This is a genomic window from Luteipulveratus halotolerans (genome assembly GCF_001247745.1).
GTDB lineage: Bacteria > Actinomycetota > Actinomycetes > Actinomycetales > Dermatophilaceae > Luteipulveratus > Luteipulveratus halotolerans.
Window position 1 is genome coordinate 1,658,909 of record NZ_LAIR01000002.1, and the last position, 22,131, is coordinate 1,681,039.

General features: G+C 68.8%; 20 protein-coding genes, 4 tRNA genes and 1 pseudogene. 5 read left to right on the top strand and 20 right to left on the bottom strand.

Features of this window, described 5'->3' with window-relative positions; translation table 11 throughout:
- Positions 1 to 13: 13 nt before the first annotated feature.
- Genes VV01_RS08515 through VV01_RS08525 form a run of 3 tightly spaced genes read right to left on the bottom strand, consistent with a single transcriptional unit; the run spans position 14 to position 2,357 of the window.
- The gene (locus VV01_RS08515) at positions 14 to 463 is read right to left on the bottom strand and encodes a TIGR02611 family protein (protein ID WP_050669507.1); all 450 of its coding nucleotides are present in this window, start codon (positions 461 to 463) and stop codon (positions 14 to 16) included.
- On the bottom strand, positions 460 to 1,296 hold the full coding sequence (locus tag VV01_RS08520) for an aminotransferase class IV (RefSeq protein ID WP_050669508.1): 837 nt from the start codon (positions 1,294 to 1,296) through the stop codon (positions 460 to 462). Before VV01_RS08520 ends, VV01_RS08515 begins: the two co-directional genes overlap by 4 nt.
- A complete protein-coding gene (locus tag VV01_RS08525; protein WP_050669509.1) occupies positions 1,293 to 2,357 on the bottom strand; it encodes a chorismate-binding protein in 1,065 nt (354 codons plus the stop codon). Before VV01_RS08525 ends, VV01_RS08520 begins: the two co-directional genes overlap by 4 nt.
- A 113-nt stretch (positions 2,358 to 2,470) precedes the next feature.
- Between VV01_RS08525 and VV01_RS08530 the strand changes: the two genes are divergently transcribed.
- Complete coding sequence (locus VV01_RS08530) at positions 2,471 to 2,791, top strand: putative quinol monooxygenase (protein ID WP_050669510.1); 321 nt, start codon at positions 2,471 to 2,473, stop codon at positions 2,789 to 2,791.
- A 70-nt stretch (positions 2,792 to 2,861) separates the two neighbouring features.
- On the opposite strand, the gene VV01_RS08535 is transcribed toward VV01_RS08530, so the two are convergent.
- The 9 genes and pseudogenes from VV01_RS08535 to VV01_RS08575 all read right to left on the bottom strand — a co-directional run bounded on the left by VV01_RS08535 (position 2,862) and on the right by VV01_RS08575 (position 8,979).
- Complete coding sequence (locus tag VV01_RS08535) at positions 2,862 to 3,425, bottom strand: choice-of-anchor P family protein (protein WP_331456473.1); 564 nt, start codon at positions 3,423 to 3,425, stop codon at positions 2,862 to 2,864.
- A 69-nt stretch (positions 3,426 to 3,494) separates the two neighbouring features.
- Positions 3,495 to 4,125, bottom strand: a pseudogene (locus tag VV01_RS24910) (choice-of-anchor P family protein); the annotation flags it as partial.
- A gap of 191 nt (positions 4,126 to 4,316) precedes the next feature.
- Positions 4,317 to 6,578, bottom strand: coding sequence for a hypothetical protein (locus VV01_RS08545; protein WP_050669513.1), 2,262 nt, complete (start codon positions 6,576 to 6,578; stop codon positions 4,317 to 4,319).
- A 143-nt stretch (positions 6,579 to 6,721) separates the two neighbouring features.
- Positions 6,722 to 7,084, bottom strand: coding sequence for a hypothetical protein (locus VV01_RS08550; RefSeq protein WP_050669514.1), 363 nt, complete (start codon positions 7,082 to 7,084; stop codon positions 6,722 to 6,724).
- Between the two features lie 179 nt (positions 7,085 to 7,263).
- Positions 7,264 to 7,338: transfer RNA gene (locus VV01_RS08555), tRNA-Val, on the bottom strand.
- Positions 7,339 to 7,367: 29 nt separating this feature from the next.
- Positions 7,368 to 7,440, bottom strand: a tRNA-Gly gene (locus VV01_RS08560).
- Positions 7,441 to 7,711: 271 nt separating this feature from the next.
- A tRNA-Cys gene (locus VV01_RS08565) sits at positions 7,712 to 7,785 on the bottom strand.
- 38 nt (positions 7,786 to 7,823) lie between these two features.
- Positions 7,824 to 7,896, bottom strand: a tRNA-Gly gene (locus VV01_RS08570).
- 48 nt (positions 7,897 to 7,944) lie between these two features.
- Positions 7,945 to 8,979 (bottom strand): YihY/virulence factor BrkB family protein, encoded by a 1,035-nt coding sequence (locus VV01_RS08575; protein WP_231635192.1) that lies wholly within the window; start codon positions 8,977 to 8,979, stop codon positions 7,945 to 7,947.
- Positions 8,980 to 9,088: 109 nt separating this feature from the next.
- Here VV01_RS08575 and glgX point away from each other — a divergent pair, with 109 nt between their 5' ends.
- Positions 9,089 to 11,206, top strand: coding sequence for a glycogen debranching protein GlgX (gene glgX / locus VV01_RS08580; protein WP_050669515.1), 2,118 nt, complete (start codon positions 9,089 to 9,091; stop codon positions 11,204 to 11,206).
- A 3-nt stretch (positions 11,207 to 11,209) separates the two neighbouring features.
- Here glgX and VV01_RS08585 read toward each other — a convergent pair whose 3' ends face one another.
- The gene (locus VV01_RS08585; protein WP_050669516.1) at positions 11,210 to 12,172 is read right to left on the bottom strand and encodes a polyphosphate kinase 2 family protein; all 963 of its coding nucleotides are present in this window, start codon (positions 12,170 to 12,172) and stop codon (positions 11,210 to 11,212) included.
- A gap of 75 nt (positions 12,173 to 12,247) precedes the next feature.
- Between VV01_RS08585 and VV01_RS08590 the strand changes: the two genes are divergently transcribed.
- The 3 genes from VV01_RS08590 to VV01_RS08600 are packed head-to-tail and all read left to right on the top strand — an operon-like array spanning position 12,248 to position 14,547.
- The gene (locus tag VV01_RS08590) at positions 12,248 to 12,955 is read left to right on the top strand and encodes a dihydrofolate reductase family protein (RefSeq protein WP_231635193.1); all 708 of its coding nucleotides are present in this window, start codon (positions 12,248 to 12,250) and stop codon (positions 12,953 to 12,955) included.
- 30 nt (positions 12,956 to 12,985) lie between these two features.
- Entirely contained in the window at positions 12,986 to 14,002 is a 1,017-nt protein-coding gene (locus tag VV01_RS08595; RefSeq protein ID WP_050671817.1) for an LLM class flavin-dependent oxidoreductase, read from the top strand.
- Positions 13,999 to 14,547, top strand: coding sequence for a YbhB/YbcL family Raf kinase inhibitor-like protein (locus VV01_RS08600; protein WP_050669518.1), 549 nt, complete (start codon positions 13,999 to 14,001; stop codon positions 14,545 to 14,547). Before VV01_RS08595 ends, VV01_RS08600 begins: the two co-directional genes overlap by 4 nt.
- Before the next feature lie 54 nt (positions 14,548 to 14,601).
- On the opposite strand, the gene VV01_RS08605 is transcribed toward VV01_RS08600, so the two are convergent.
- The 7 genes from VV01_RS08605 to VV01_RS08635 all read right to left on the bottom strand — a co-directional run bounded on the left by VV01_RS08605 (position 14,602) and on the right by VV01_RS08635 (position 22,116).
- Complete coding sequence (locus VV01_RS08605; protein WP_050669519.1) at positions 14,602 to 16,392, bottom strand: IucA/IucC family protein; 1,791 nt, start codon at positions 16,390 to 16,392, stop codon at positions 14,602 to 14,604.
- Positions 16,389 to 16,940, bottom strand: coding sequence for a GNAT family N-acetyltransferase (locus tag VV01_RS08610; RefSeq protein WP_050669520.1), 552 nt, complete (start codon positions 16,938 to 16,940; stop codon positions 16,389 to 16,391). Before VV01_RS08610 ends, VV01_RS08605 begins: the two co-directional genes overlap by 4 nt.
- Positions 16,937 to 18,226: a lysine N(6)-hydroxylase/L-ornithine N(5)-oxygenase family protein gene (locus VV01_RS08615; protein WP_050669521.1), complete on the bottom strand. Its 1,290-nt coding sequence runs from the start codon at positions 18,224 to 18,226 to the stop codon at positions 16,937 to 16,939. Before VV01_RS08615 ends, VV01_RS08610 begins: the two co-directional genes overlap by 4 nt.
- A complete protein-coding gene (locus tag VV01_RS08620) occupies positions 18,226 to 19,668 on the bottom strand; it encodes a pyridoxal phosphate-dependent decarboxylase family protein (RefSeq protein ID WP_050669522.1) in 1,443 nt (480 codons plus the stop codon). Before VV01_RS08620 ends, VV01_RS08615 begins: the two co-directional genes overlap by 1 nt.
- A gap of 116 nt (positions 19,669 to 19,784) precedes the next feature.
- A complete protein-coding gene (locus VV01_RS08625; protein WP_050671818.1) occupies positions 19,785 to 20,597 on the bottom strand; it encodes a TrmH family RNA methyltransferase in 813 nt (270 codons plus the stop codon).
- Between the two features lie 20 nt (positions 20,598 to 20,617).
- Positions 20,618 to 21,349, bottom strand: a complete 732-nt coding sequence (locus tag VV01_RS08630; protein WP_050669523.1) for a TSUP family transporter — start codon at positions 21,347 to 21,349, stop codon at positions 20,618 to 20,620.
- Entirely contained in the window at positions 21,346 to 22,116 is a 771-nt protein-coding gene (locus VV01_RS08635) for a sulfite exporter TauE/SafE family protein (RefSeq protein ID WP_050671819.1), read from the bottom strand. Before VV01_RS08635 ends, VV01_RS08630 begins: the two co-directional genes overlap by 4 nt.
- Between the last annotated feature and the right edge of the window lie 15 nt (positions 22,117 to 22,131).

Here is a 22,131-nt window from a genome sequence, read left to right on the forward strand (position 1 = left end):
TAATCGGGTCGGGTCAGCCGAGCCCGGGCATCTGGTGCAGCTCGTCCTCGACAGCATCCGGCAGCAGGCCCGGCACGCCGCTCACCGCGAACAGTGCGTAGAAGATCGCCAGCACGAGCGCGATGGTCAGCAGCGTGACGACCGCCTTGACCCACCACGACTGCCGGCCGAGCCACCTGGTCCAGGCGGTCACCTTGCCCTTGACCCAGTCGAGCAGCCGCGCCGCCCAGTCGAACTCCGAGGCCCACACACCCAGGCCGAGGAACACGATGAGCCAGCCCGGACCGGGCAGCGGGATCGCCGCGACACCGACCGCGACGATCGCGAGGCCGACCAGGGCCACCGCCACGCGATAGGCGACGCGCGTGGTCGGGTTGGACTTGATCTTGCGTCGCCAGGCGAAGCGGTCCTCCTCGGCGCTGATCAGCGCGTCGGGCTCCTTGTAGGTCTTCTCGTCGGTCACGTCGGGTCTCCGTCCTGATCGGCGGCGCGGGCGAACACCTCGGAGATCGCGGAGGTCAGCGGACCGGGCGCCCCGAGCTCACGGTCGTCGACGGCCGAGACGGGCTGTACGTCACGGGTCGAGGAGGTGATGAACAGCTCGTCACAGGTCTGCAGCATCGACATCGGCAGCATCGTCTCGTGGACGGGCAGCCCGGCCTCGGCACCCCACTTCAGCACCAGCGCCCGCGTGACGCCGGCGAGCGCACCGGACTCCAGCGGCGGCGTCAGGATGCGGTCGCCCGAGACGACGAACACGTTGCTGCCGGTGCCCTCGCACAGCTCACCGCGCGTGTTGGGCATCAGAGCCTCGGTCGCTCCGGCGTCACGCGCGCGCTTGAGCGCGACGACGTTCTCGGCGTACGAGGTCGTCTTCAGACCGGCGACGGCGCTGCGCTCGTTGCGGGGCCACGGGACGGTGACGACCCGCGTCGTCGGCGCCGGGCGGTCGATCTCGGTGGCCATCACCACATAGGTGAGTCCGCTCGTACCGCGCTCGGAGCCGAGCGGCCCGACTCCACCGGTCACGGTGTAGCGCAGCCGGGTGAGCCCCTTGGCCTCCTTGAGCACAGCCTCGATGCCCTCGTCGAGGTAGTCGCGGTCGGCCGCCGGCAGTCCGAGGCCGGCCAACGAGCGGTCGAGGCGGTCGTGGTGGCGGGTCCGGGCGAACACCTCGCCGTCGACCACCTTGCAGGTCTCGAACACGCCGTCGCCCACGGTCACGCCGTGGTCGAGCGCGCTGATCGCCGGCTTGTCGTCGACCCGCTCGCCGTTGACCCAGATGCGGATGGTCACTCGGTGTCTCCCCTGCTGCTGCGTGCGTCCGTGATGGGCGCGGCCAGTGAGATCAGGCGACGCGCCTTCAGGACAGTCTCCCACCACTCCCCCTCAGGGTCCGAACCCCACGTGATCCCGGCGCCCGTCCCGAAGTGCAGCCACCGGCGTACGCCGTCGTGCTCGGCCCAGAACGTCCGGATGCCGACGGCGAGCTCGGCCTGGTCGTGATCGGCGTCGATCCAGCCCACGGCTCCGCAGTAGGGGCCGCGATCAACGGGCTCCAGATCTGAGATCGCTTGCAGCGCAGTGGACTTCGGCGCACCGGAGACCGAACCGGGCGGGAACGTCGCAGCCAGGACGTCCGACCATGTGACGTCGGGTCGCAGCGTGCCGGTCACCGTCGACACGAGGTGGGTGAGGCCCGGGTGCGCCTCGGGCACGCACAGGTCCTCGACGGCGACCGTGCCGGGCTCGACGACCGGAGATATGTCGTTGCGGACCAGGTCGGTGATCATGACGTTCTCGGCGACGTCCTTGTCGAGCATCTCCTCCGCGGTCGGGGCCGTGCCCTTGATCGGCGACGACACCAGCCGCCGGCCCTCGCGGCGCAGGTAGAGCTCGGGCGAGGCGCACACGACGTCCAGACCGGCCTCGGGGACGTGGATACGAGCGGCGTACGGCGCCGGGTTGCCCTGCCGCAGGACGGCGGCCAGCACGTCCAGGTCGGCCTCCGGTGCGATCTCGTGGCTGAGCACCCGGCAGAGGTTGACCTGGTAGACCTCGCCGCGGGCGATCCGTCGCCTGATCTCGCGCACACCGTCCTCGTATGCCGCGCGGTCCAGCGACGACGTCCACGCCTCCTGTGCGGCGTCGCTCAGCCGCGGAGCCGGGCCTTCGTACCGGCGCGGCGTCGCCAGCTCCCCCGGCGTCATGCGTACGGCCGTCAGCTCGCCCTCGAACGTCATCACCACGGCCCAGAAGCCGCCCCGCTCGAAGCACTCAGGGTCATGGCTGATCTCGAGCACACCACTCGCGCGTCGCTCGCCGAGCTCGGCCACCGCCTCGTTGCGGTCGACCATCGGCTGCCTCCCCTGATCGGTCCAACCGTGCAGGCAGAGCCAACCATGTCGGCGTCTAGCATCGGAGACGACCACACCTCGCAGCCGAGGGCTGCCCGAGACCAGGAGGCACGTTGATCGCCATCACCGCACGGTTCCGCGTCCGCCCCGAGGACGCCGACCGCTGGCCCGAGATCGTCCGCGACTTCACCGAGGCGACCCGCGCTGAGCCCGGCAACCTCTGGTTCGACTGGTCGCGCAGCCTGGACGACCCGAACGAGTACGTCCTGCTCGAGGCCTTCAAGGACGACGCCGCCGAGGCCCACGTCGGGTCCGAGCACTTCAAGCAGGCTCAGCGCGACCTGCCGCCCCACCTCGTCGAGACGCCGCGCATCATCAACACGACCGTCCCCGGCGAGCAGTGGTCCGAGCTGGGTGAGCTCGCGGTCGACTGACCGACGACCGGACGCCGATCGGCCTCGTACCCCGTCGTGGGGTACGAGGCCGGTCGGCTCTCGGGGGTGATCAGCGGACGCCGGTCTCCGAGACACCGATCTCGACCACGCTGCCTGTCGGCAGCGTTCCGAGGATCCGGTCCAGGACGATGTAGACCATCGTCACGCGAATCCCGTTGGAGGTCTTGGCAACTCGGTGGAACGTCACTGATCCCAGACCCGGGATCTTCACCGTGGTGTTGGGCTTGACCGAGTCGTTGATCGCGGGCATGCCAGCCACCTTGAGCCCCACGAACTGTGAGGTGTCACTGAGCGTGACGGGGCTCGTACGCGTCGGTCGCGTCGTCGAGGTCTGCGCCTTGATCGCCGTGAGCGTGATCAGGTTGAGCACCGACGCACCGGCGACCGTGCTGGTCACCGAGCTCTTGACCGTGCTGCCCGTGGTGCTGCTCGTGGTCGTGTCGACCGCCCCGAGCGACGCCAGCAACGGCAGGCCCGTCGAGACGACGTTCGCTCGACCGGCACCCGTCACGCAGGCCACGGGCAGGTAGCTCACCGGACCGGCCTTCACCGCACCGTCCAGGGCATTGGCCTTCAGCCCGTAGCCCTGACCGACGGTGTACCCCTTGGCCATCGAACCGAGGTAGGCGGCCGACTGACCCACCACGATCTGCGTGCCGATCGGGATGCCGAGCCGGTTGGGCGCCTGGATGGTCACCGACAGGGCACGCGTCGTATTGCGCACCAGCCCGTCGACGACGACCTTGTACTGCTCGTTGAGCACGACCTTCCCGAGCGAGAGCCCGTCGAGCGTGAGAGGGATCGTCGTGTTGGCCGGGACGGTGGCGTTGATGCCCTTGCCGTTGATCTTCAGACCGACCAGGCTCGTCGCGTTGGTGCCACTGGCAGCCCCCTGCGCTCGTCACGGTCGAGGTGGTGCGCGTCGTGATGGCGGAGGCCGACACGAGGCCGGACAGGAGGTTCAGCCCGGCGACCGACGTGGTGCCCTCAGCGGTGCGGCTGGTCGAGCTGCCCGTCGTACGAGCACTCGTCGTCGTCACGCCCGCGCTGAGTGCCTTGGTGGTGACCGAGGCCGTCCGGTTGGTGCTCGTGAGTCCGGGCTGGGTCGTGCAGGCGAGCGAGCTGTAGACGGTCGGGCCCGAGCGCACCGAGGCGAGCGAGCTGGTGATCATCGTCGCGAACGACCCGACGCCGTACGACACGGTCGGCAGGGTGACTGCGGACGGCGCCACGACGGCGCTGTGAGCTGGAGCGGCTGGGAGAGCTCCGAGAGCCACCACCAGGGCGGTGGCTCCGATCAGAAGGCGCTTCATCACGGTTCCTCTCGAAACACGGACCCACGCGAGTGGGGCGACAGTGAAGCGGGCTCGACTGGGCCCGTGAGCCGGACGCTACGCACCGATCGATGAGCGCCGGCCCAAGAGTGCGTTCCTATGTGAATGGTCAGGCATGCCGCGGTTCTGCAGCACAAGGTGTGACCGGTCACACATCTGCCACGGCACCGTCACGAAACGGAGATGCCACGGTTGTGGCCGATGGCGTCGAGGATCCAGTGCCGGCCGACTGTCCATCCGAGAAAAGGCGAACGCTCGCCGTCGACGGGCTGGCCATCCGCGACCTGGCGCAGGTGCACCACCAGTTCGTTCATGACCTGAGGCGCTGAGGTCGTCAATGAGCTGTCGCAGAGGAGCGCCTGAGCGCCCGCAGGATCAGCCACGCTCAGGAAGAAGACAGCCTGCCGCCAGGCATAGGCCGCGTCCTTCACCGTAGCGAGAGGGCGCCGCTGTCGGGATGCGAGCTCGAGCAGCGCGCCGGTGCGATCGATCGCATCGCGGGCGAGGTCGATCCAAGGCCGTGTCGGCTTCACGCCGATCGACACGAGAACGGCGAGGTTGTGCGTCGTCAGGATCTGGGATTGCTCGATGATCGTCCCGTTGGCTGCGACGGACGATGCACCGTCCGGCGTGCGTCCGGCGCGCGTCCAACAAAGGTCACCGAAGCCCAGCCCCGGCTCGGTCGGCCGAACTCCTCGCCGGATCCAACCGGACGACGTCTGGGGCTTGACGGGCTCGGCGAGACTCAGGATCTGCCCGGTATCGATTCCGTAGTAGTCGGCGTAAAGGGTGCCTCCGATGACTCGCGCCGCTCCATGAGCAGCCCGGCGGAACTTGTCCGAGAACCGGCCCATGAAGATGTCGGCGGCCAACTCCTCCACGAGCGGAATGTCGTGGCCGCCGGCCGAGAGCAGATGGTGGAGTTCCTGAACCAGCGGATTCGGCAAGATCGTGGAAGGGAAGTGATCGAGCGCGAGCGCACCGACACGGCGGGCGACTGCCATCGCCTCATCCGTCGTGGCATGGCTGTATGCAATGACTGCACGCACCCAGGGAAGCTCGGTGATCTGGATCTGCTTCTCCAGATTGAGCAGTAGAAGCGACCGACGCCGGCGAAACGCCTTGTAGTTCGCGGCGGCCAGCCTTGCGAGGGCTTGGTCGGCGAAACCCGAGGCGACGACTGACGCGCTGATCCGGGGCACCAACGCAGCGAGCACTTCGGCCGACGGCACCACGCCTCCCTTGAGCAGTACCTCAATCGGAGCCGAATGCGCACGAGTCAGCACCCGGGGAACGATCGGGGGCATCGCGGAGCCTTCTGGGACTCCGGACTGAGCTGCTTCCTCCGGAGTGACGTCTCCGGAGAAGGCTTCCGGCTGCTCAATGCCCTCGGCCGAATCGAGGCTGTTCAGACGCTCAGCAGCGACTGCCGCGAGTTGGCTGTGTGCCGGCGACATCGCGACAACTCGCTGCCAATCCCGCAGAGCGGCGTGCTCCTTGGACCCCGGCCGTCCACGCTTCGCGATCTGGCCCTCGATGGCACACCGGACCAGGCCGATGTCGCGGCCGGGCAGATCCTCGCCGCGACCGACAGCCCTCAGCGCACGGAGCAGGATGGCAAGGTTCTCCTTCGGCTTCCTGTGCTTCGTGCAGAGTGTGTGCGTCGCCGCGAGACGGTCGTACTCGTCGACAAGCGCGGAGGCAGTGGCGCGCCAGGCGGCGTCATAGTCCAATGAGACCTGACCGTCCCGGTACCGCTCGAGCCATAGCGAGAGAACTCGCTCGCCGAAAGGGTTCCATACGGCAAGTGCCTCGCGCTGAGCCTCCACCCGTACGTTCGGCTCCCGGCTGCGAAGCGCGTCAGCTGCTTCGCCCGCCGAGATCCGAAAGACGTGGTCCGGTGGTGTGACTGAAGCGTTCGCAGGCTTCGGCGCCAACCTGAGCTTCTCGGCGTACGGCGCCACTGCCTCCAGCACATCGAGCGCTGCTGCCCGGTCTCCCGCACGCACGAGCCACGCCATGGTGAGAAGTGCTGCGTCCTCGGGGATGTCGACCCGATAGGCGCCTGAGTCGAGAAGGTCGTACAACTCGTCGAGGCCCGCGTCGGTGAGGTAGTACCCGAAGATCAGTCGCCGCGCTGCCGGAATTCCCAGCCGAAGGGCGAGGGCAATCTCGTCGGCCTGCAGCGGCACCTCGGCCAGGGCGCTGCCCGTGGCGAACCCTCCACGAAGCACTTCGAGCGTCACCCAGCTCGGAAGTCCTCGAGCAGGGACGCGCGAGCCGACCTCGACGCCTCCGTCAGCCATCCGCTCCATGGCCTGAACCCAACGCTGGGCACGCCCATCGGCACGGCGGCGCACGTCGGGATCCTCGTGCGTGGTCGCCGTGAGGAAGGCCTTGCTCAGCTGCCCGAGCGCATAGCTGTTCGTCATCGTCCGCCTGTCCAGGTTGTTGTCGCTTGCGCGGAAGGTTCTGCCCCTGCGCCCTCCGGGCCTCGAGCCCGGTGCTCTGCCCTCAAGGCCGACTCTGTCGAGCGCTTCACCGACGCGAAGCCGGTCGACAACTGGCGTTGAGTTCAGCCGCCCGGGCGAAAGTGCTCGAGGAACTCCCCGACAACCGCAGCGAAGCGTGGGACATCAAGCCAGTCGTTGTACCCGGGCGCGCGATCGACGACGTCGTCCGACGCAGATCCACTCCAGTACTCCAGGTCAGCCCACCCGCCGGCGTACAGGACGAGCCTGCCCTCCTCGCTTCCTCGATGGACCTCGACGCCGACCGAGTACGGCGCCCGAATGGTCGCACGCTCCGTCGCCCACGGGGTGTCGTAGTCGTCGCCCATGTCCTTCCACGTGAGCGGACTGATGTCGAGGTCACAACGCTTGCTGAGCCGGACGGTCAGCTCGGCTGCCGCGGCGTCGAGGTCGATGTGGAGATCCACGGTGCTGATTCTCGCAGCCCCAAGAACAAGGACAGGGGCCAAACCTGTCCAGCGCCCGAGCGTTCCCGCACTGCAGGGGCCAACTCGTTCTGTGGCCCTCGCATCCGAGAGCAACCGACGCGCGGGGAAAACAAAAGGCCCCTGACTCTGCGTTTCCGCAGGTCAGGGGCCTAATCCTCTGGTGGGCGATACTGGGTTTGAACCAGTGACCTCTTCCGTGTCAAGGAAGCGCGCTACCGCTGCGCCAATCGCCCTGACCTGATCCCCGCGAAGGGATCAGGAGAGCGGACAACCGGGCTCGAACCGGCGACCTCAACCTTGGCAAGGTTGCGCTCTACCAACTGAGCTATGTCCGCCTGCTGCGCTCTGGCCGAAGCCGTCTGCGCAACGGAGAGAACTGTATCCGACGAACGCCCCGAGTCACAAAACGGCTCCCCACGGGCGGGTGATCCGGGCCTTTCCGGCCCCGGAACGCCGCGTGAACACAGGGCTCGACGACTGATGCGCAGGACGGTCGCCGCCCCTCGGCGTGGACCCGAACGGCGGCGCCCGCGTGGACGCCAGGCGTACGACGACGGGGTCCGGACACGACAAAGCCGACGCGCCCGGAAGGGCCGCGTCGGCTGTTGGAGGTGGAGACGGGATTTGAACCCGTGTAGACGGCTTTGCAGGCCGTTGCCTCGCCTCTCGGCCACTCCACCACGCCCGGCGAACCGGGCAGATCTCACGAGGAGATCAGAGCGGACAACCGGGCTCGAACCGGCGACCTCAACCTTGGCAAGGTTGCGCTCTACCAACTGAGCTATGTCCGCAGAGGTCTGGCGAGGACTCCCGACCGGGCGTCTCGCTGCCCGCCGACCCTAGCCGATGGCGCGGGACGAGTCCAAGCCGGTGCCCTCGTCGTCTCCGCCGTCGTCACGACTACGTGCGGCGCGCTCCTCCACCGGGAGCAGCCGGGCGACACCGTCGCCGATCCACTCCTTGGCCTTCTCGTGCAGCGGAGCCAGCTCGGGCGGCGGCCACAGACGCGACGCCGCGGCGTTGAGCGCCGCACCGATCAGGACGCCGATACCGAGGAAGTAGAGCCAGATCAGGATGACGATCGTCGCGGACAGCGGGCCGTAGACCGTGAACCCGTCGACCGAGTTGCCGAGGAACCAGCGCAGCCCGAACGACGACAGCACCCAGATCACCAGCGTCAGCGTCGCGCCGGGGAGGTCGCGCACCCAGGGCGCCCGCTTGGGCGTGGCGATGAAGAACAGCGTCGCGAACCCGATGATCGTGACGCCGCCGACCACGGGCCAGTAGAAGATCATCAGGAACTCCAGCTCGGGCGGCACCGCCTTGCTCAGCAGATCAGGTCCGAGCAGCATGAGCGGGATCAGCACCGCGGCGAAGAGCAACGAGACGAAGTACAGCGACAGGCTCATCACGCGGGTCTGGATGATGCCGCGCATCCCGCCCTGGCCGTACATGATCGAGATCGTGTCGAGCAGGACGTTGAGACATCGCGACCCGGACCACAGGCTCAGCAGGAACCCGATCGAGATGACGTCGGCGCGACCGCCGCTCAGGGCGTTGTCGAGGGTGGGCTGGATGACGCCGGTAATCACGTCCGGGGTGAGGAATTGGTCGGCGTAGTCGATGATGTTGGTCTTGACCCGCTCCCGAACGTCCGAGCCCAGCGGCTTGGCGAGATAACCGACCGCACCCAGCAGTCCGAAGATCAGGGGCGGCAGCGACAGCAGCGCGAAGAACCCCGCCTCGGCGGCGAGACCCGTGACCCGCCACCGCATGCACACGCGTACGGTCTCGGCCGTGAGTCGGGCCAGGCCGAGCAGCCCTGGCACGACGGACAGGATCGCTCGCAGCCGGGACTTCAGCCCCTTCACCACGCGATGCCTCCTGGCGCCAGTGCGATCACGCAGACCACGGTAGCCGCGCCACGCCGCAGCTCCGTGCACCACAATGGCCCGTGAGTCGAGCGGGACGCGAAAGGACGATGTGGACACCTGGCCGGGTAAGGCCTATCCCCTGGGCGCGACGTTCGACGGGAGCGGCGTCAACTTCGCGCTGTTCACCGAGGTCGCCACGCTGGTCGAGCTGTGCCTCATCGACGACAACGGTGACGAACGTCGCATCGCCCTGAGTGAGGTCGACGGTCACGTGTGGCACGCGTACGTCCCCGGGATCCAGCCCGGTCAGCGCTACGGCTACCGCGTCCACGGCCCGTACGAGCCCGCGTCCGGTCACCGCTGCGATCCGAGCAAGCTGCTGCTCGACCCCTACGCCAAGGCGATCGACGGGCAGATCGACGGTGACGAGTCGTTGTTCTCCTACCGCTTCGCCAACCGGCGCCGGCGCAACAAGGACGACTCGCTCGGCCACACGATGACCTCGGTGGTGATCAACCCGTTCTTCGACTGGGGTCACGACCGGCCGCCGGGCCACGAGTACCACGAGAGCGTGATCTACGAGACGCACGTGCGTGGGCTGACGATGACCCACCCCGAGGTGCCCGAGGAGATCCGCGGCACGTACGCCGGCATCGCCCACCCGGCGATCATCGAGCACCTCCAGCAGCTCGGCATCACAGCCGTCGAGCTGATGCCGGTGCACCAGTTCGTGCAGGACACCACCCTGGTCGAGAAGGGCCTGTCCAACTACTGGGGCTACAACACGATCGGGTTCCTGGCCCCGCACAACGCCTACAGCGCCTCGGGCTCACGAGGGCAGCAGGTCACCGAGTTCAAGGCGATGGTCAAGTCGCTGCACGAGGCCGACATCGAGGTCATCCTCGACGTGGTCTACAACCACACCGCCGAGGGCAACGAGCTGGGGCCGACGCTGGCGTTCCGCGGCATCGACAACGCCGCCTACTACCGGCTCGTCGACGACGACAAGAAGCACTACTACGACACCACCGGTACCGGCAACAGCCTGCTGATGCGCCACCCGCACGTGCTGCAGCTGATCATGGACTCGCTGCGCTACTGGGTGAACGACATGCACGTCGACGGGTTCCGGTTCGACCTGGCCGCGACGCTCGCCCGGCAGTTCCACGAGGTCGACCGGCTCTCGGCGTTCTTCGACGTGATCCAGCAGGACCCGGTCGTCTCGCAGGTCAAGCTCATCGCCGAGCCCTGGGACCTCGGCGACGGCGGCTACCAGGTCGGCAACTTCCCACCGCTGTGGACCGAGTGGAACGGCCGCTACCGCGACACGGTGCGTGACTACTGGCGCGGTGAGGCGGCCGCGCTCGGCGAGTTCGCCTCGCGCATCACCGGTTCCAGCGACCTGTACGCCCATTCCGGCCGCCGTCCCATCGCCTCCGTCAACTTCGTCACGGCCCACGACGGGTTCACGATGCGTGACCTGGTCTCGTACAACGACAAGCACAACCAGGCCAACGGTGAGGACAACCGCGACGGCGAGAGCCACAACAGGTCGTGGAACTGTGGGGTCGAGGGCGAGACGGACGACGTCGACATCACCCGGTTGCGAGCGCAGCAGCAGCGCAACTTCCTCGCGACCCTGCTGCTCAGCCAGGGCGTGCCGATGATCTCGCACGGCGACGAGCTCGGTCGCACTCAGCGGGGCAACAACAACGTCTACTGCCAGGACAACGAGATCGCCTGGGTCGACTGGGAGCTCGACGACGAGCGCCGCGACCTGCTCGACTTCACCCGGGCGGCGATCGCTCTACGCCAGCAGCACCCGACCTTCAGGCGGCGCAGGTTCTTCGCCGGCGATGCCGACCACGGCGGCGCGAGTGAGCTCGGCGACATCGAGTGGTACGCCTCGTCAGGTGAGGCCATGCACGAGCTCGACTGGCGCAACGGCTACGCGCGCACCCTCATGGTCTTCCTCAACGGAGATGCGATCAGCACACCCGACGCCACCGGACGTCCCGTCGTCGACGACCACATGCTCCTGATGTTCAACGCCCACAGCGATGCCGTGACGTTCACCGTGCCGGACGTGCACGAGGACGGGTGGCAGGTCGCGCTCGCGACCGACGCGGCGTACGACCCCGACGGCGAGCGGAGCACCATCACCCGGGGTGCCGAGGTCGAGGTGCCCGGTCGCTCGCTCGTCGTGCTGCGTGCGACCGGGCGCTGACCTCTAGGACTCCTGGAGGCGGGCCTTCTCGGCCTCGACGTCGAAGGTCGCCTCGGGCCACTGCGGGTCGAGCTCGCGCAGGTGCTCCAGCAGCAGCTGCTGGACCGCGAGCCGCGCGTACCACTTGCGGTCGGCCGGCACCACGAACCACGGCGCCTCGTCGGTGGAGGTCCGGTCGAGCAATGCTTGGTACGACTCCTGGTAGGCGTCCCAGTACTCGCGCTCGTCGATGTCGCCGGGGTTGTACTTCCAGTGCTTGTCAGGGCGGTCGAGCCGCTCGGTCAGACGTGCCTTCTGCTCCTCGGAGGAGATGTGGAGCATCACCTTGATGATCGTCGTGCCCTTGTCGACGACGCCCTTCTCGAAGGTGTTGATCTGGCCGTAGCGCCGCATCCACGTCGAGCGGGGTACCAGGTCGTGCACGCGCACGATCAGGACGTCCTCGTACTGCGACCGGTCGAAGACCCCGATGTAGCCGGGCTTCGGCAGCGCGTTGCGGATGCGCCACAGGAAGGGGTGCGCCTGTTCTTCCTTGGTGGGCGCCTTGAACGACGTCAGCTGGATGCCCTGCGGGTCGACGGCGCCGACGACGTGGCGCATGATGCCGCCCTTACCGGAGGTGTCCATGCCCTGGATCAGCAGCAGGACTGACCGACCCTCGCCGTCGCGGCCCTCGGCGTAGAGACGCTCCTGCAGGTCGGCGAGCTCGTCGTCGACCGAGCTCATGATCTCGGCGGCGTCGTCCTTGTCTCCGTCGAAACCGGGCGTGGAGTGCGGGTCGACGTCGGCGAGCACGAAGCCCTCGGTGACCTTGAGCTCGTCACGCAGGGCGGCCGACAGACCGCCGGAGGACTTCGTGTCCTTGTCCTTGCCCTTGTCGGACTTGTCGGACTTGTCGGACTTCTTGACCTTGAGGTCGTCGTCCTTCTTCGACTTCTTCTTGTCGTCCTTCTTCTTCTTGCCCATGGGTCATCCTGACACGACGACAGGTTTGATGGACTCATGCACCAGTTGCTCCCGGCCCCAGACCATTCCGGCGACGTGTCCGACGCCGACCTGATCGCGCTGTACGACACCCCGGGGTCGTCCGAGACGCTCGTCCGGCTCAACATGGTCAGCACTCTCGACGGATCCGGTGTCGGCGCGGACGGCCGGTCCGGCTCGATCAACACACCGGCCGACAACGCCGTGTTCGCCCTGCTGCGAGCGTGGTCCGACGTCGTCCTCGTCGGTGCGGGCACCGCGCGGGCGGAGAAGTACGAGCCGGCCGTCACCGATCAACGGTGGTCGTCGCTGCGCCGCGGCCGTGCCGCGCACCCCGCGATACTCGTCGTGACCGGCAGGGGGCGCGTGCCCGACCTGCTGCGCCCCCGCGAGGGCGGTGACGTGCTGCTCGCGACCACGACGCTGGCCGACGACGCCGCCGTCCGCAGGAGCGAGGACGAGCTCGGCGCCCACAACGTCGTGCGAGCCGGCCGAGACAGCGTCGACCTCGCCGACGTCGTGGCCCGGCTCGCCGAACGCGGTCTGCGTCGGGTGCTGTGCGAGGGCGGACCGAGCCTGGCGGCTGACCTGATCGGCAACGATCTCGTCGACGAGCTCTGCCTGACCTGGTCGCCCCTGGTCGTCGGAGGGGATGGCACGCGAATCCTCAACGGAGACAACGTGTCCGGGCGAGGGGCGCTGGCGTCCTTGCTGCACGAGGACGGCTCGCTCATCGGTCGATGGGACCTGCGACGGAATGGGTGATCCCGTACGCGCGTTGTCGCCGCAGTGACGATGCCGCTGTCGGTCCTCGACCTCTCCCCTGTCTCCGCCGGACGTACGTCGTCCGACGCCGTCCGCGAGACCATCGAGCTCGCACGCTCGACCGAGCGCGACGGCTACGAACGCTTCTGGGTGGCGGAGCACCACAACATCGCGAGCGTCGCCAGCACGGCTCCCCCGGTGATGATCGCGTCGGTGGCCGCAGCGACCTCACGGATCCGCGTGGGTTCGGGCGGCATCATGCTGCCCAACCATGCGCCGCTCCAGGTCGCCGAGACGTTCCGGGTCCTCGAGGCGCTGCATCCCGGGCGCATCGACCTCGGCATCGGCCGGGCACCCGGCACCGATCAGCTCACCGCGTTGGCGCTGCGCCGCAGCCGTGAGGCGCTCGGCGCCGACGACTTCCCCCAGCAGTACGCCGAGCTGGTCGCCTACGTCGACGGGTTCCCCGAGGGCCACCCGTTCGAGCCCATCTCGGCTCAGCCCACCGACGTCCCGCTGCCTCCGGTCTGGATCCTGGGTTCCAGCCTGTTCGGTGCGCGCGCGGCCGGCGCGTTCGGGACGCCGTTCGCGTTCGCGGGACACTTCGGTACGGCAGATCCGGTCGAGGCGATGGAGGCCTACCGCGAGTCGTTCCGGCCCCAGCAGCGCGAAGGCGCCCCGACGAAGCCCTACTCGCTGCTCGCGGTCGCCGCGATCGCCTCGCCCAGCGAAGAGCGGGCGCACGCGCTCGCCCGCGCAGCGCAGCTGTCGATGGTGCGACTGCGCCAGAACCGGCCCGGTCCGCTGCCCTCTCCTGAGGAGGCGGCCGCGCACGAGTGGAGCGAGCTGGATGAGTCGATCGGGTCGGCGTTCGGGCAGTTCGCGACCGTCGGTACGCCCGATCAGGTCGCCGAGGGCATCCGGGCACGCGCGGAGGCTGCCGGTGCCGACGAGCTGATGGTCACGACCAACATCCACGACGCACAGGAGCGTCGCGACTCCTACAGCCTGCTCGCGCAGGCCTGGGGCCTATCGTCGGGCACATGAGTCTTGATCGCCCTGAGCACCCCGATCCGTACTCCCTCCTCCCCCAGGTCCCGTCCCTGCAGGTGACCAGTGAGTCCTTCAGCGACGGCGACGCGCTGCCGGACGCACAGGTCTTCGACGACTGGGGCATGACCGGCGGCAACACCTCGCCGCAGCTGTCGTGGTCCGGCGCGCCAGAGGGCACGACGTCCTACATCGTGACCTGCTTCGACCCCGACGCACCCACTCCTTCGGGATGGTGGCACTGGCTGCTGGTCGGCCTGCCCGCCGACACGACGTCGTTGCCGGCGGGCGCCGGGTCCGGCACCGATCTGCCGGAGGGTGCCTTCCAGGTGCGCAACGACTTCGGCAACAAGCGCTACGACGGCGCCGCTCCCCCAGCCGGTGACGGGCCGCACCGCTACATGTTCGCCGTGCAGGCGATCGGTGGTGAGCCGCTCGGCCTCGACGACAGCGCCAGCGCGGCCGCGACGATGGGTACGGCCGTCGGTCAGATCCTCGCGCGCGGCGTCATCACCGCGACGTTCGAGGTCCCGGCCTCCTGACGTCCTGCCGTACGCCGCCCGCTCACCCCGCGTGAACGGGCGGCGTACGTCGTCTCACCCCCGGGCGTGCGACGCAATGGGGTTGTCGAGATCGCCTGCGAACATGAGCGACTCGGCCTGATCGGCCAGGTCGACCATCTGCAGCGTGTTGCGCAGCTGGAGCCGGTTGAGGCAGCTGTGCCGGAAGGTCGGCCGGAAGAAGTCGTACCGCTGTGCGACCTCACCCAGCTCGGGGTGGTCGCGCTCGTGCTCGCGGACGCACCGACCGACCTCACTCCAGAAGTCGTGCTCCGACAGCACGCCGTCATCGTCGAGAATCGCTGCGATGTAACGGAATACGCCGTCGAACACGTCCGTGTGGATGGCCAGGGCACGCACGTCCTGCGGCACGTCGGCGCGCACCCGCTCGATCTCCGGCGGCAGCTCGATGTCGCCCATGACAGCGATCTCCTCGCCGACGTCCTTCATGATCATGCGCACCGGCACGTGGTCGCGCAGCACCATGATGAGGTTCTCGCCGTGCGGCATGTAGGCGAGCTCGTACCTCAGCAGACAGTGCACGAGCGGCCTCAGGTGGGCGCGCAGGTAGGTCCGCACCCACTCCTGCGCGCTGAGCGGTGAAGCCTGAATCATGCGCGACACCAACGAGATCCCGTCGGCGTCGCGGTGGAGCAGCGACGCCATCGTCGCCAGCCGCTCACCGGGCTGCAAACGCGGTGCCGGGCTCTCGCGCCAGAGCGCGGCGATCATCTTCTGGTAGGGCGAGACCTGGGTGAGCCGGTGGAACGCGTCGCCGGTGTAGCCCACGGACGCGCGCTCGCGCAGCACGGAGAACCCGCAGTCCTGCAGCGTCTCGTCGGCCTGCACCACGCCGGCGACCCAGTCGTTGATGGCCGGGGTGGCTCGCATGTACTTGGGTGAGAGGCCACGCATGAAGCCCATGTTCTGGATCGACAGCGCGGTCTTGACGTAGTGCTTGTCCGGGGTCGCGGTGTTGAAGAACGTCCGGATCGACTGCTGCGCTTGGTAGGTGTCCTCACCTTCGCCGAGCCACACCAGGTCGCGGCGGCCCAGGTCGGGTGCGAAGGTGATCGCGATCTTGTTGCGCCACTGCCACGGGTGCACGGGGACGTACGCGTAGTCGGCGGCGTCCAGCCCCAGCCCGACGAGCCGATCGGCGAATCGGTCGAGGGTGGCCCGGCCCAGCTCGCCCTCCAGGAGGGTCGCCTCGTCGAGGCCGTCGCCACACGCGAGGTGCGTGCAGTCGCGACGAGCGGCCAGCCACACCAGGCGCACCGGCGATCCCGTCTCAGGGGCGTACGCCGCGTAGTCGTCGGCGCCGTAGCCGATCCGTCCGTTGTTGGCGATGAACGCCGGGTGCCCCTCGGTCATGGCCGCCTCCACCTGCTGATAGTCGGCGTCGAGGAGCTCGTCGGACGAGAGCGTGCTGTGCTGCAGCTTCCAGGCCGCTGCGCTCAGGGTGCTCGCGATCTCCTCGAGGTACGTCGGAAGCAGCGAGTCCGGGATGCCGAGTACGGGAGCGAGCTCGCTGATGAGCTCTTGGGCATCGAGTCGTGCTGGTACGCCGTCGATCTCGCGGTCCACGGAGTCAGGCTCGATCACCCAGTGCTCCAGCTGGTGGACGCGTGCACGGAAGCGGTACGTGACCCGCCCGCCAGCAACGGTCAGCCGGTAGCCGTCGGCGCCAGGCTCCGGGGCGATCAGACGCTCGTGGCTGAGCTCGGCGATGGCCTTGCACACCAGCGACCGCTGGGCGCGCTCCATCGCGACCGGGGTGAGGTGCCCGGCGAGGTCGGCGTGCTCGGGTGCTGTGGTCGTACTCAACGTGCACCGCCGATCGTCGAGGTGGCGAACTGCTCACGGGTCACGGCAGACAACGCCGCCGTCTTGTGGCCGAGGTTGACCTCGCGCAGGACGCGGAACCCGGCCGCGGCGTTGAGCGCGGCGATCTTGGTGTTGCGGACATCGGGCTCGACGACCACGCGTCGGACCTCCTCAGGTCGGAAGCACATCTGCAGAACCGCCCGCATGACGGCGGCGGTGAACCCGGGGACGGGCCGGTCGGTCGGCCCGACGAGGACGTGCATGCCCACGTCGCCCGGCTGGATCTCTGGGACACCGACGAGCTCACGCTGCATCGGGTCGTAGCGCTCGGTGAGGAACTGCGGGACGCGGTCGACGACGCCGAGGTAGGCGTGGTGGTGCGGGTCGTTCCCCATCCGCTCGTACTCCTCACGCACCTGCTCGACGCTCGAGTCCTGCATCCCCCAGAACACCGAGCGCGGGTGCGTCACCCAGGCGTGCAGCAGCTCGGCGTCACGGGCAGGGACGACCGGCTGGGTCGTGATGGTGCCGACGGGCGCCGCGATCATCGGACCACCGCCTGTCCGACCCGCATGCGCTCGGGCGCTCCGAACTCCTGGAACGCGATCCGGCGCTCGACGGGATAGACCTCGTGGCCGAGCATCCGAGCGATGATCACCGAGCTGCGGTAGGCGCCCATGCCCAGGTCGGGAGCGACGAAGCCGTGCGTGTGCTCCTCACCGTTCTGGACGAAGATCTCACCGCCGTGGACGTCGACGTCGTAGGTCTCGGTCGCGGCGTAGCTGCCCTGCTCGTCCCACCGGATCCGGTCGCGGACCGGGTCGAGGAACGCCGGCACACTGGCGCCGTATCCCGTTGCCAGCACGAGGGACTCGGTCTCGAGCGCGATGTCCTCGTGCTGCTCCTGGTGGTGCAGTCCAAGGGTGTACGACGAGCCGTCCCATGCGGCCGACGTCAGCTCCATGCAGGTGAGCAGAGTGGTCGGTACGCCGCCGGCCACCTGCTTGGCGTAGAGCGTGTCGAAGATCGCGTCGATGGTGTCCGAGCTGATCCCTTTGTAGAGGCCCCGCTGGTCCCGAAGCAGGCCGCCGCGGGTCTCGGCGGGGAGCGACTGGAAGTAGCGCGTGTACTCCGGTGAGGTCATCTCCAGCGTCAGCTTGGTGTACTCCATCGGGAAGAACCGCGGAGAGCGCGTCACCCAGCGCAGCGAGTAGTCGTGCTGCTCGATGTCGGCGAGCAGGTCAGCGTACACCTCGGCAGCACTCTGACCGCTGCCGACGACGGTGATCGACCCGGTGCGCTGCAGCTCGGGCTTGCGGCCGAGGTAGTCGGCCGAGTGCAGCACGGGGCCGTCCAGGCCGATGCACGGCTCCGGGACCTTGGGCGTGGTGCCCGTGCCGAGCACCAGCCTGCGCGTGCGGTGGCTCTCGCCGCCCGTCGTGCGGACGACGTACGCCTCGCCGTCGTGCTCGACGCTGTGCACGGCCTGCCCGAAGCGCACGCTCGCCAGCTGTTCGCTGGCCCACTGGCAGTACTGGTTGTACTCGGCGCGCAACGGGTAGAAGCTCTCGCGGATGTAGAACGGGTACAGCCGACCGGTGGCCTTGAGGAACGCCAGGAAGGAGTACGGCGACGTGGGGTCGGCCATGGTGACCAGGTCGGCCAGGAACGGCACCTGCAGCGTCGCGTCGGGAAGCATCATGCCGGGGTGCCAGTCGAACGCTTCTCGCGCCTCGAGGAACAGGCCGTCGAGCTCGTCGATCGGTTCGGTCAGGCAGGCGAGCCCGAGGTTGAACGGGCCGAGGCCGATGCCGATGAAGTCGTAGGTGTGCATCAGCCGACCTCCGCCAGCGCCGTGGTGGTCAGGTCGTGGGCTATCCCGCGTACGCGCTCGACGAGGCCGAGGATGTCGCGCTCGGTGGCCATCGGGTTGAGCAGGGTGAGCTTGAGCCAGGCGTGGCCGTCGACGACGGTGCCGGCGACCATGCCCGCGCCGGATGCGTAGAGCTCTCGACGCAGCAGCGGGTTGAGCTCGTCGGCCTCCTCCTCGCTCATCGTCGCTGACCGGTAGCGGAAGACGACCGTGCTCAGCGCCGGGCGCGCCGCGAGCTCGATCTCCGGGTCGTCCGCCAGCCGCTCCCCCACAGTCGCAGCGAGGTCGATCACGGTGTCGAGGTAGGAGCCGATCGCGTCAGCACCCATGAGCCGCAACGTGATCCACAGCTTCAGGGCGTCGAAGCGGCGGGTGGTCTGGATGCTCTTGTCGACCTGGTTGGGCTGCTGGGCCGACCGCGGGTTGAGGTAGTCCGCATGGTGCGTGACGGCACTCATCGTCGCGGCGTCGCGGACGATGACAGCGCTCGCCGAGACCGGCTGGAAGAACGTCTTGTGGTAGTCCACCGTCACCGAGTCGGCGAGCTCGACGCCGTCCAGCATCGGGCGGTGCCGCGCGGAGGTGATCAGCCCCCCGCCGTACGCCGCGTCGACGTGCACCCAGGCGTCGTACGAGCGCGCCAGGCCCGCGATCGGGCGCAACGGGTCGATCGCACCGAAGTCCGTGGTGCCCGCGGTCGCGACGACCGCCATCACGACGTCACCGGCCTCGGCGCAGTCTGCGAGCGCGGTGGCGAGGGCGGCGACGTCCATGCGGTGCTCGCTGTCGGTGGGCACCGCCGTCACGGCGTGGGGCGACAGGCCCATGAGCCGGGCGGCCTTGATCACCGAGAAGTGGCTGTCGGCCGAGGCGAGGATGCGCAGACGTTCGGTGTCGACCCCGGTGTGCTGGGCGCGAGCCATCAGCAACGCCTGCAGGTTGGACTGGGTGCCGCCGCTGGTGAAGATCCCGTCGGCGGTGGCGCCGAGCCCGAGTCGACGTGCGGTCCACTCGACGAGGCGGCGCTCGATGAACGTCCCGCCGACGCTCTGGTCGAAGGTGTCCAGGCTGGAGTTCACGCCGGACACGAACAGCTCGGCGAGCAGCGCAGGCATGACGACCGGGCAGTTGAGGTGCGCGGCGTACGCCGGGTCGTGGAACCAGATCGCGTCGTCGAGGTAGACCCCGGTCAGCTCGGCGAGCGTCGCGTCGACATCGCCCAGGGGCTCGTCGAGGTCGATGGCCTCCACGCGTGCGCGGGCCTCGGCAGGCTGCAGGCCCGTCGCCGGACGGTGACGACCACGCAGCTGGGAGGCCAGGTGGTCGACGCCCTGGTGCATCAGCCGGGCGTAGCCGTCGGCATGATCGGGGTGGAAGACATGGTGCAGGTGCGCAGCGTTCACCGCGTTCCTCTCTCGACGTTCAGGAAGGTAAGGCTTACCTACCTAAACGCATTCCAGGGCGCGATGGGAAGTGCCGAGTCCACGACTCGATGTGATGTATGTCTCGTTCGGGTCGCTCAGTCCGCGTGCCGCGTGGCCCACATGGCGACCGCGCTCGCCGCTGCCACGTTGAGCGAGTCCACACCTCCGGCCATCGGGATGCGCACCACGAGGTCGCACGCCGCGACCGTACGACGGGTGAGCCCGTCTCCCTCGGCGCCGAGCACGAGCGCCAGCCGTTCCGGCGCGCGAGTCTCCAGCTCTCCCAACGAGATCGAGCGTTCGTCGAGGGCGAGTGCAGCGACGGTCCAGCCGTCCTCCTGGAGGGCTGAGACGCTCTGCGGCCACGGGTCGATGCGAGTCCACGGCACCTGGAAGACCGTGCCCATGGACACCCGGACGGCCCGCCGGTACAGCGGATCGGCGCACCGCGGCGTCACCAGCACCGCGTCGAACCCGAGGGCCGCAGCCGAGCGGAAGACAGCACCGACGTTCGTGTGGTCGACGATGTCCTCGAGGATCACGACGCGCCGCGCGCCGTCGAGCAGCTCGCGCGGCGCCACCGGCTGAGGTCGGTGCATGGACGCGAGCGCGCCACGGTGCAGGTGGAAGCCGGTCATCTGCTCGATGGCGGCCGGCTCGGCGACGTAGACGGGTACGCCGTCGCGCTCGGCGTCCTCGACCAGGTCGGCCAGGTCGGTCAGCCAGCGCTCGGCCATGAGGTAGGACCGCGGGCGGTGCCCGGCGGCCAGGGCACGACGGATGACCTTCTCGCTCTCGGCGAGGTAGAGCCCTTCCCGTGGCTCCAGCACCCGGCGCAGGGCGACGTCGGTCAGCGAGAAGTAGTCGCGGACGCGGTCATCGGTGGGGTCGTCGATACGCACAGGCACCGGCACAGCCTAAGGAGGGCTCAGACGAGCAGCGCCCGGACCAGGACGCTGATCCCGGCGACGGTCGCCACCGTGAGGACGTACCGGCGCATCCGTTCGGGCGGCATGCGACGGCGTACGGGCACGGCGGCCAGGACGCCCAGCACGAGGAACGGCACCCAGCAGAGCCCGACCGTCACCTGCTGGCGCGTCATCTCACCGGCCAGGCTCAGCGCGGTGATCGACAGGGCCGCGCCGATCGTGAAGAACGCGGCGAGCGTGGAGCGGATGCGGCTCGGCCGCTCGTGCTGGAGCACCAGGCTCAGGAACGGCCCGCCGATCGAGGCCGCCGTTCCGGTCACGCCGGTGACCGTGCCGGCTGCAAAGGCCGTGGTCGGGGCAGGTCGTACGTCGAACGTCCGGACCGACGCCACGACCGCGACGAGCACCATCACGCCCACCACGACGGCGATCACGTCGGCCGAGGTGAACGCCACCAGCGCGACGCCGACGGGCATCAGCAGCAGCCGCCCCAAGGTCGCCCAGCCGAGCGACCGGACGTCGATGTCGCGCAAGCCCCGGCTGAGCTCGGCCAGGGGAAGGACCACGCTCGGGACCAGCAGCGCTCCGGGCATGAGATCGGGAGCGAGGAGCACCACGAACGGCGCCGCGACGACCGCGAGCCCGAAACCCGCGACGGACTGCGTGAGGGCCCCGCACGCGCAGACCAGACCCAGCGCGACCACGACGGGCCACGCGACGTCGGCGATCAACGCAGCAGGTTGATGATCGCCACGATGCCGATCACCACGATGAAGGTCCGCAGCGCCCACGGCGGCAGTCGGCGTCCCACGCGCGCTCCGATGACGCCGCCCATGAGCGCGCCGAGGCCGACCAGGCCGGCCACGGCCCAGTCGATCTTGTCGGTGGCGACCACGATGAACGTGAGGGCGGCCACGGCGTTGACGATGGTGCCGAGGACGTTCTTGATGCCGTTGATCCGTTGCACGGGGTCACTCAGCAGGACGCTCATCAGGCCCATCAGGAGTACGCCCTGAGCCGCTCCGAAGTATCCGCCGTAGACGCCTGCGACGAAGATGCCGGCGGGCAGCGCGACCCGCTGCCAGCCGGGCGCCGTGCCACCGTCCTCGTGATGTGCCGCTAGTGCCCTGCGCTGCAGCGCCGGACCGAAGATCACCAGCAGCACCCCGACGCCGATCAGCACGGGGACGATCGCGTCGAACGCCGACGCCGGGAGGACGATCAGCAGCAGCGCGCCGACCACGGCTCCGACGAACGACATGGGCGCGAGCCGCTTCAGCAGGTCACCCGAGCCGACGAGCTCCTTGCGGTAGCCCCAGGTGCCGGTGAGGCCGCCCGCGACCAGGCCGATCGTGTTGGACACGTTGGCGGTCACGGCCGGGTAGCCGAACGCCAGCAGCGTCGGGAACGTGACGAGGGTGCCCGAACCCACGATCGTGTTGATGGTGCCTGCCGCCATTCCGGCGAGCAGGATCAGCAGCATCTCGACCCAGGACACCGCGACACCGTACCT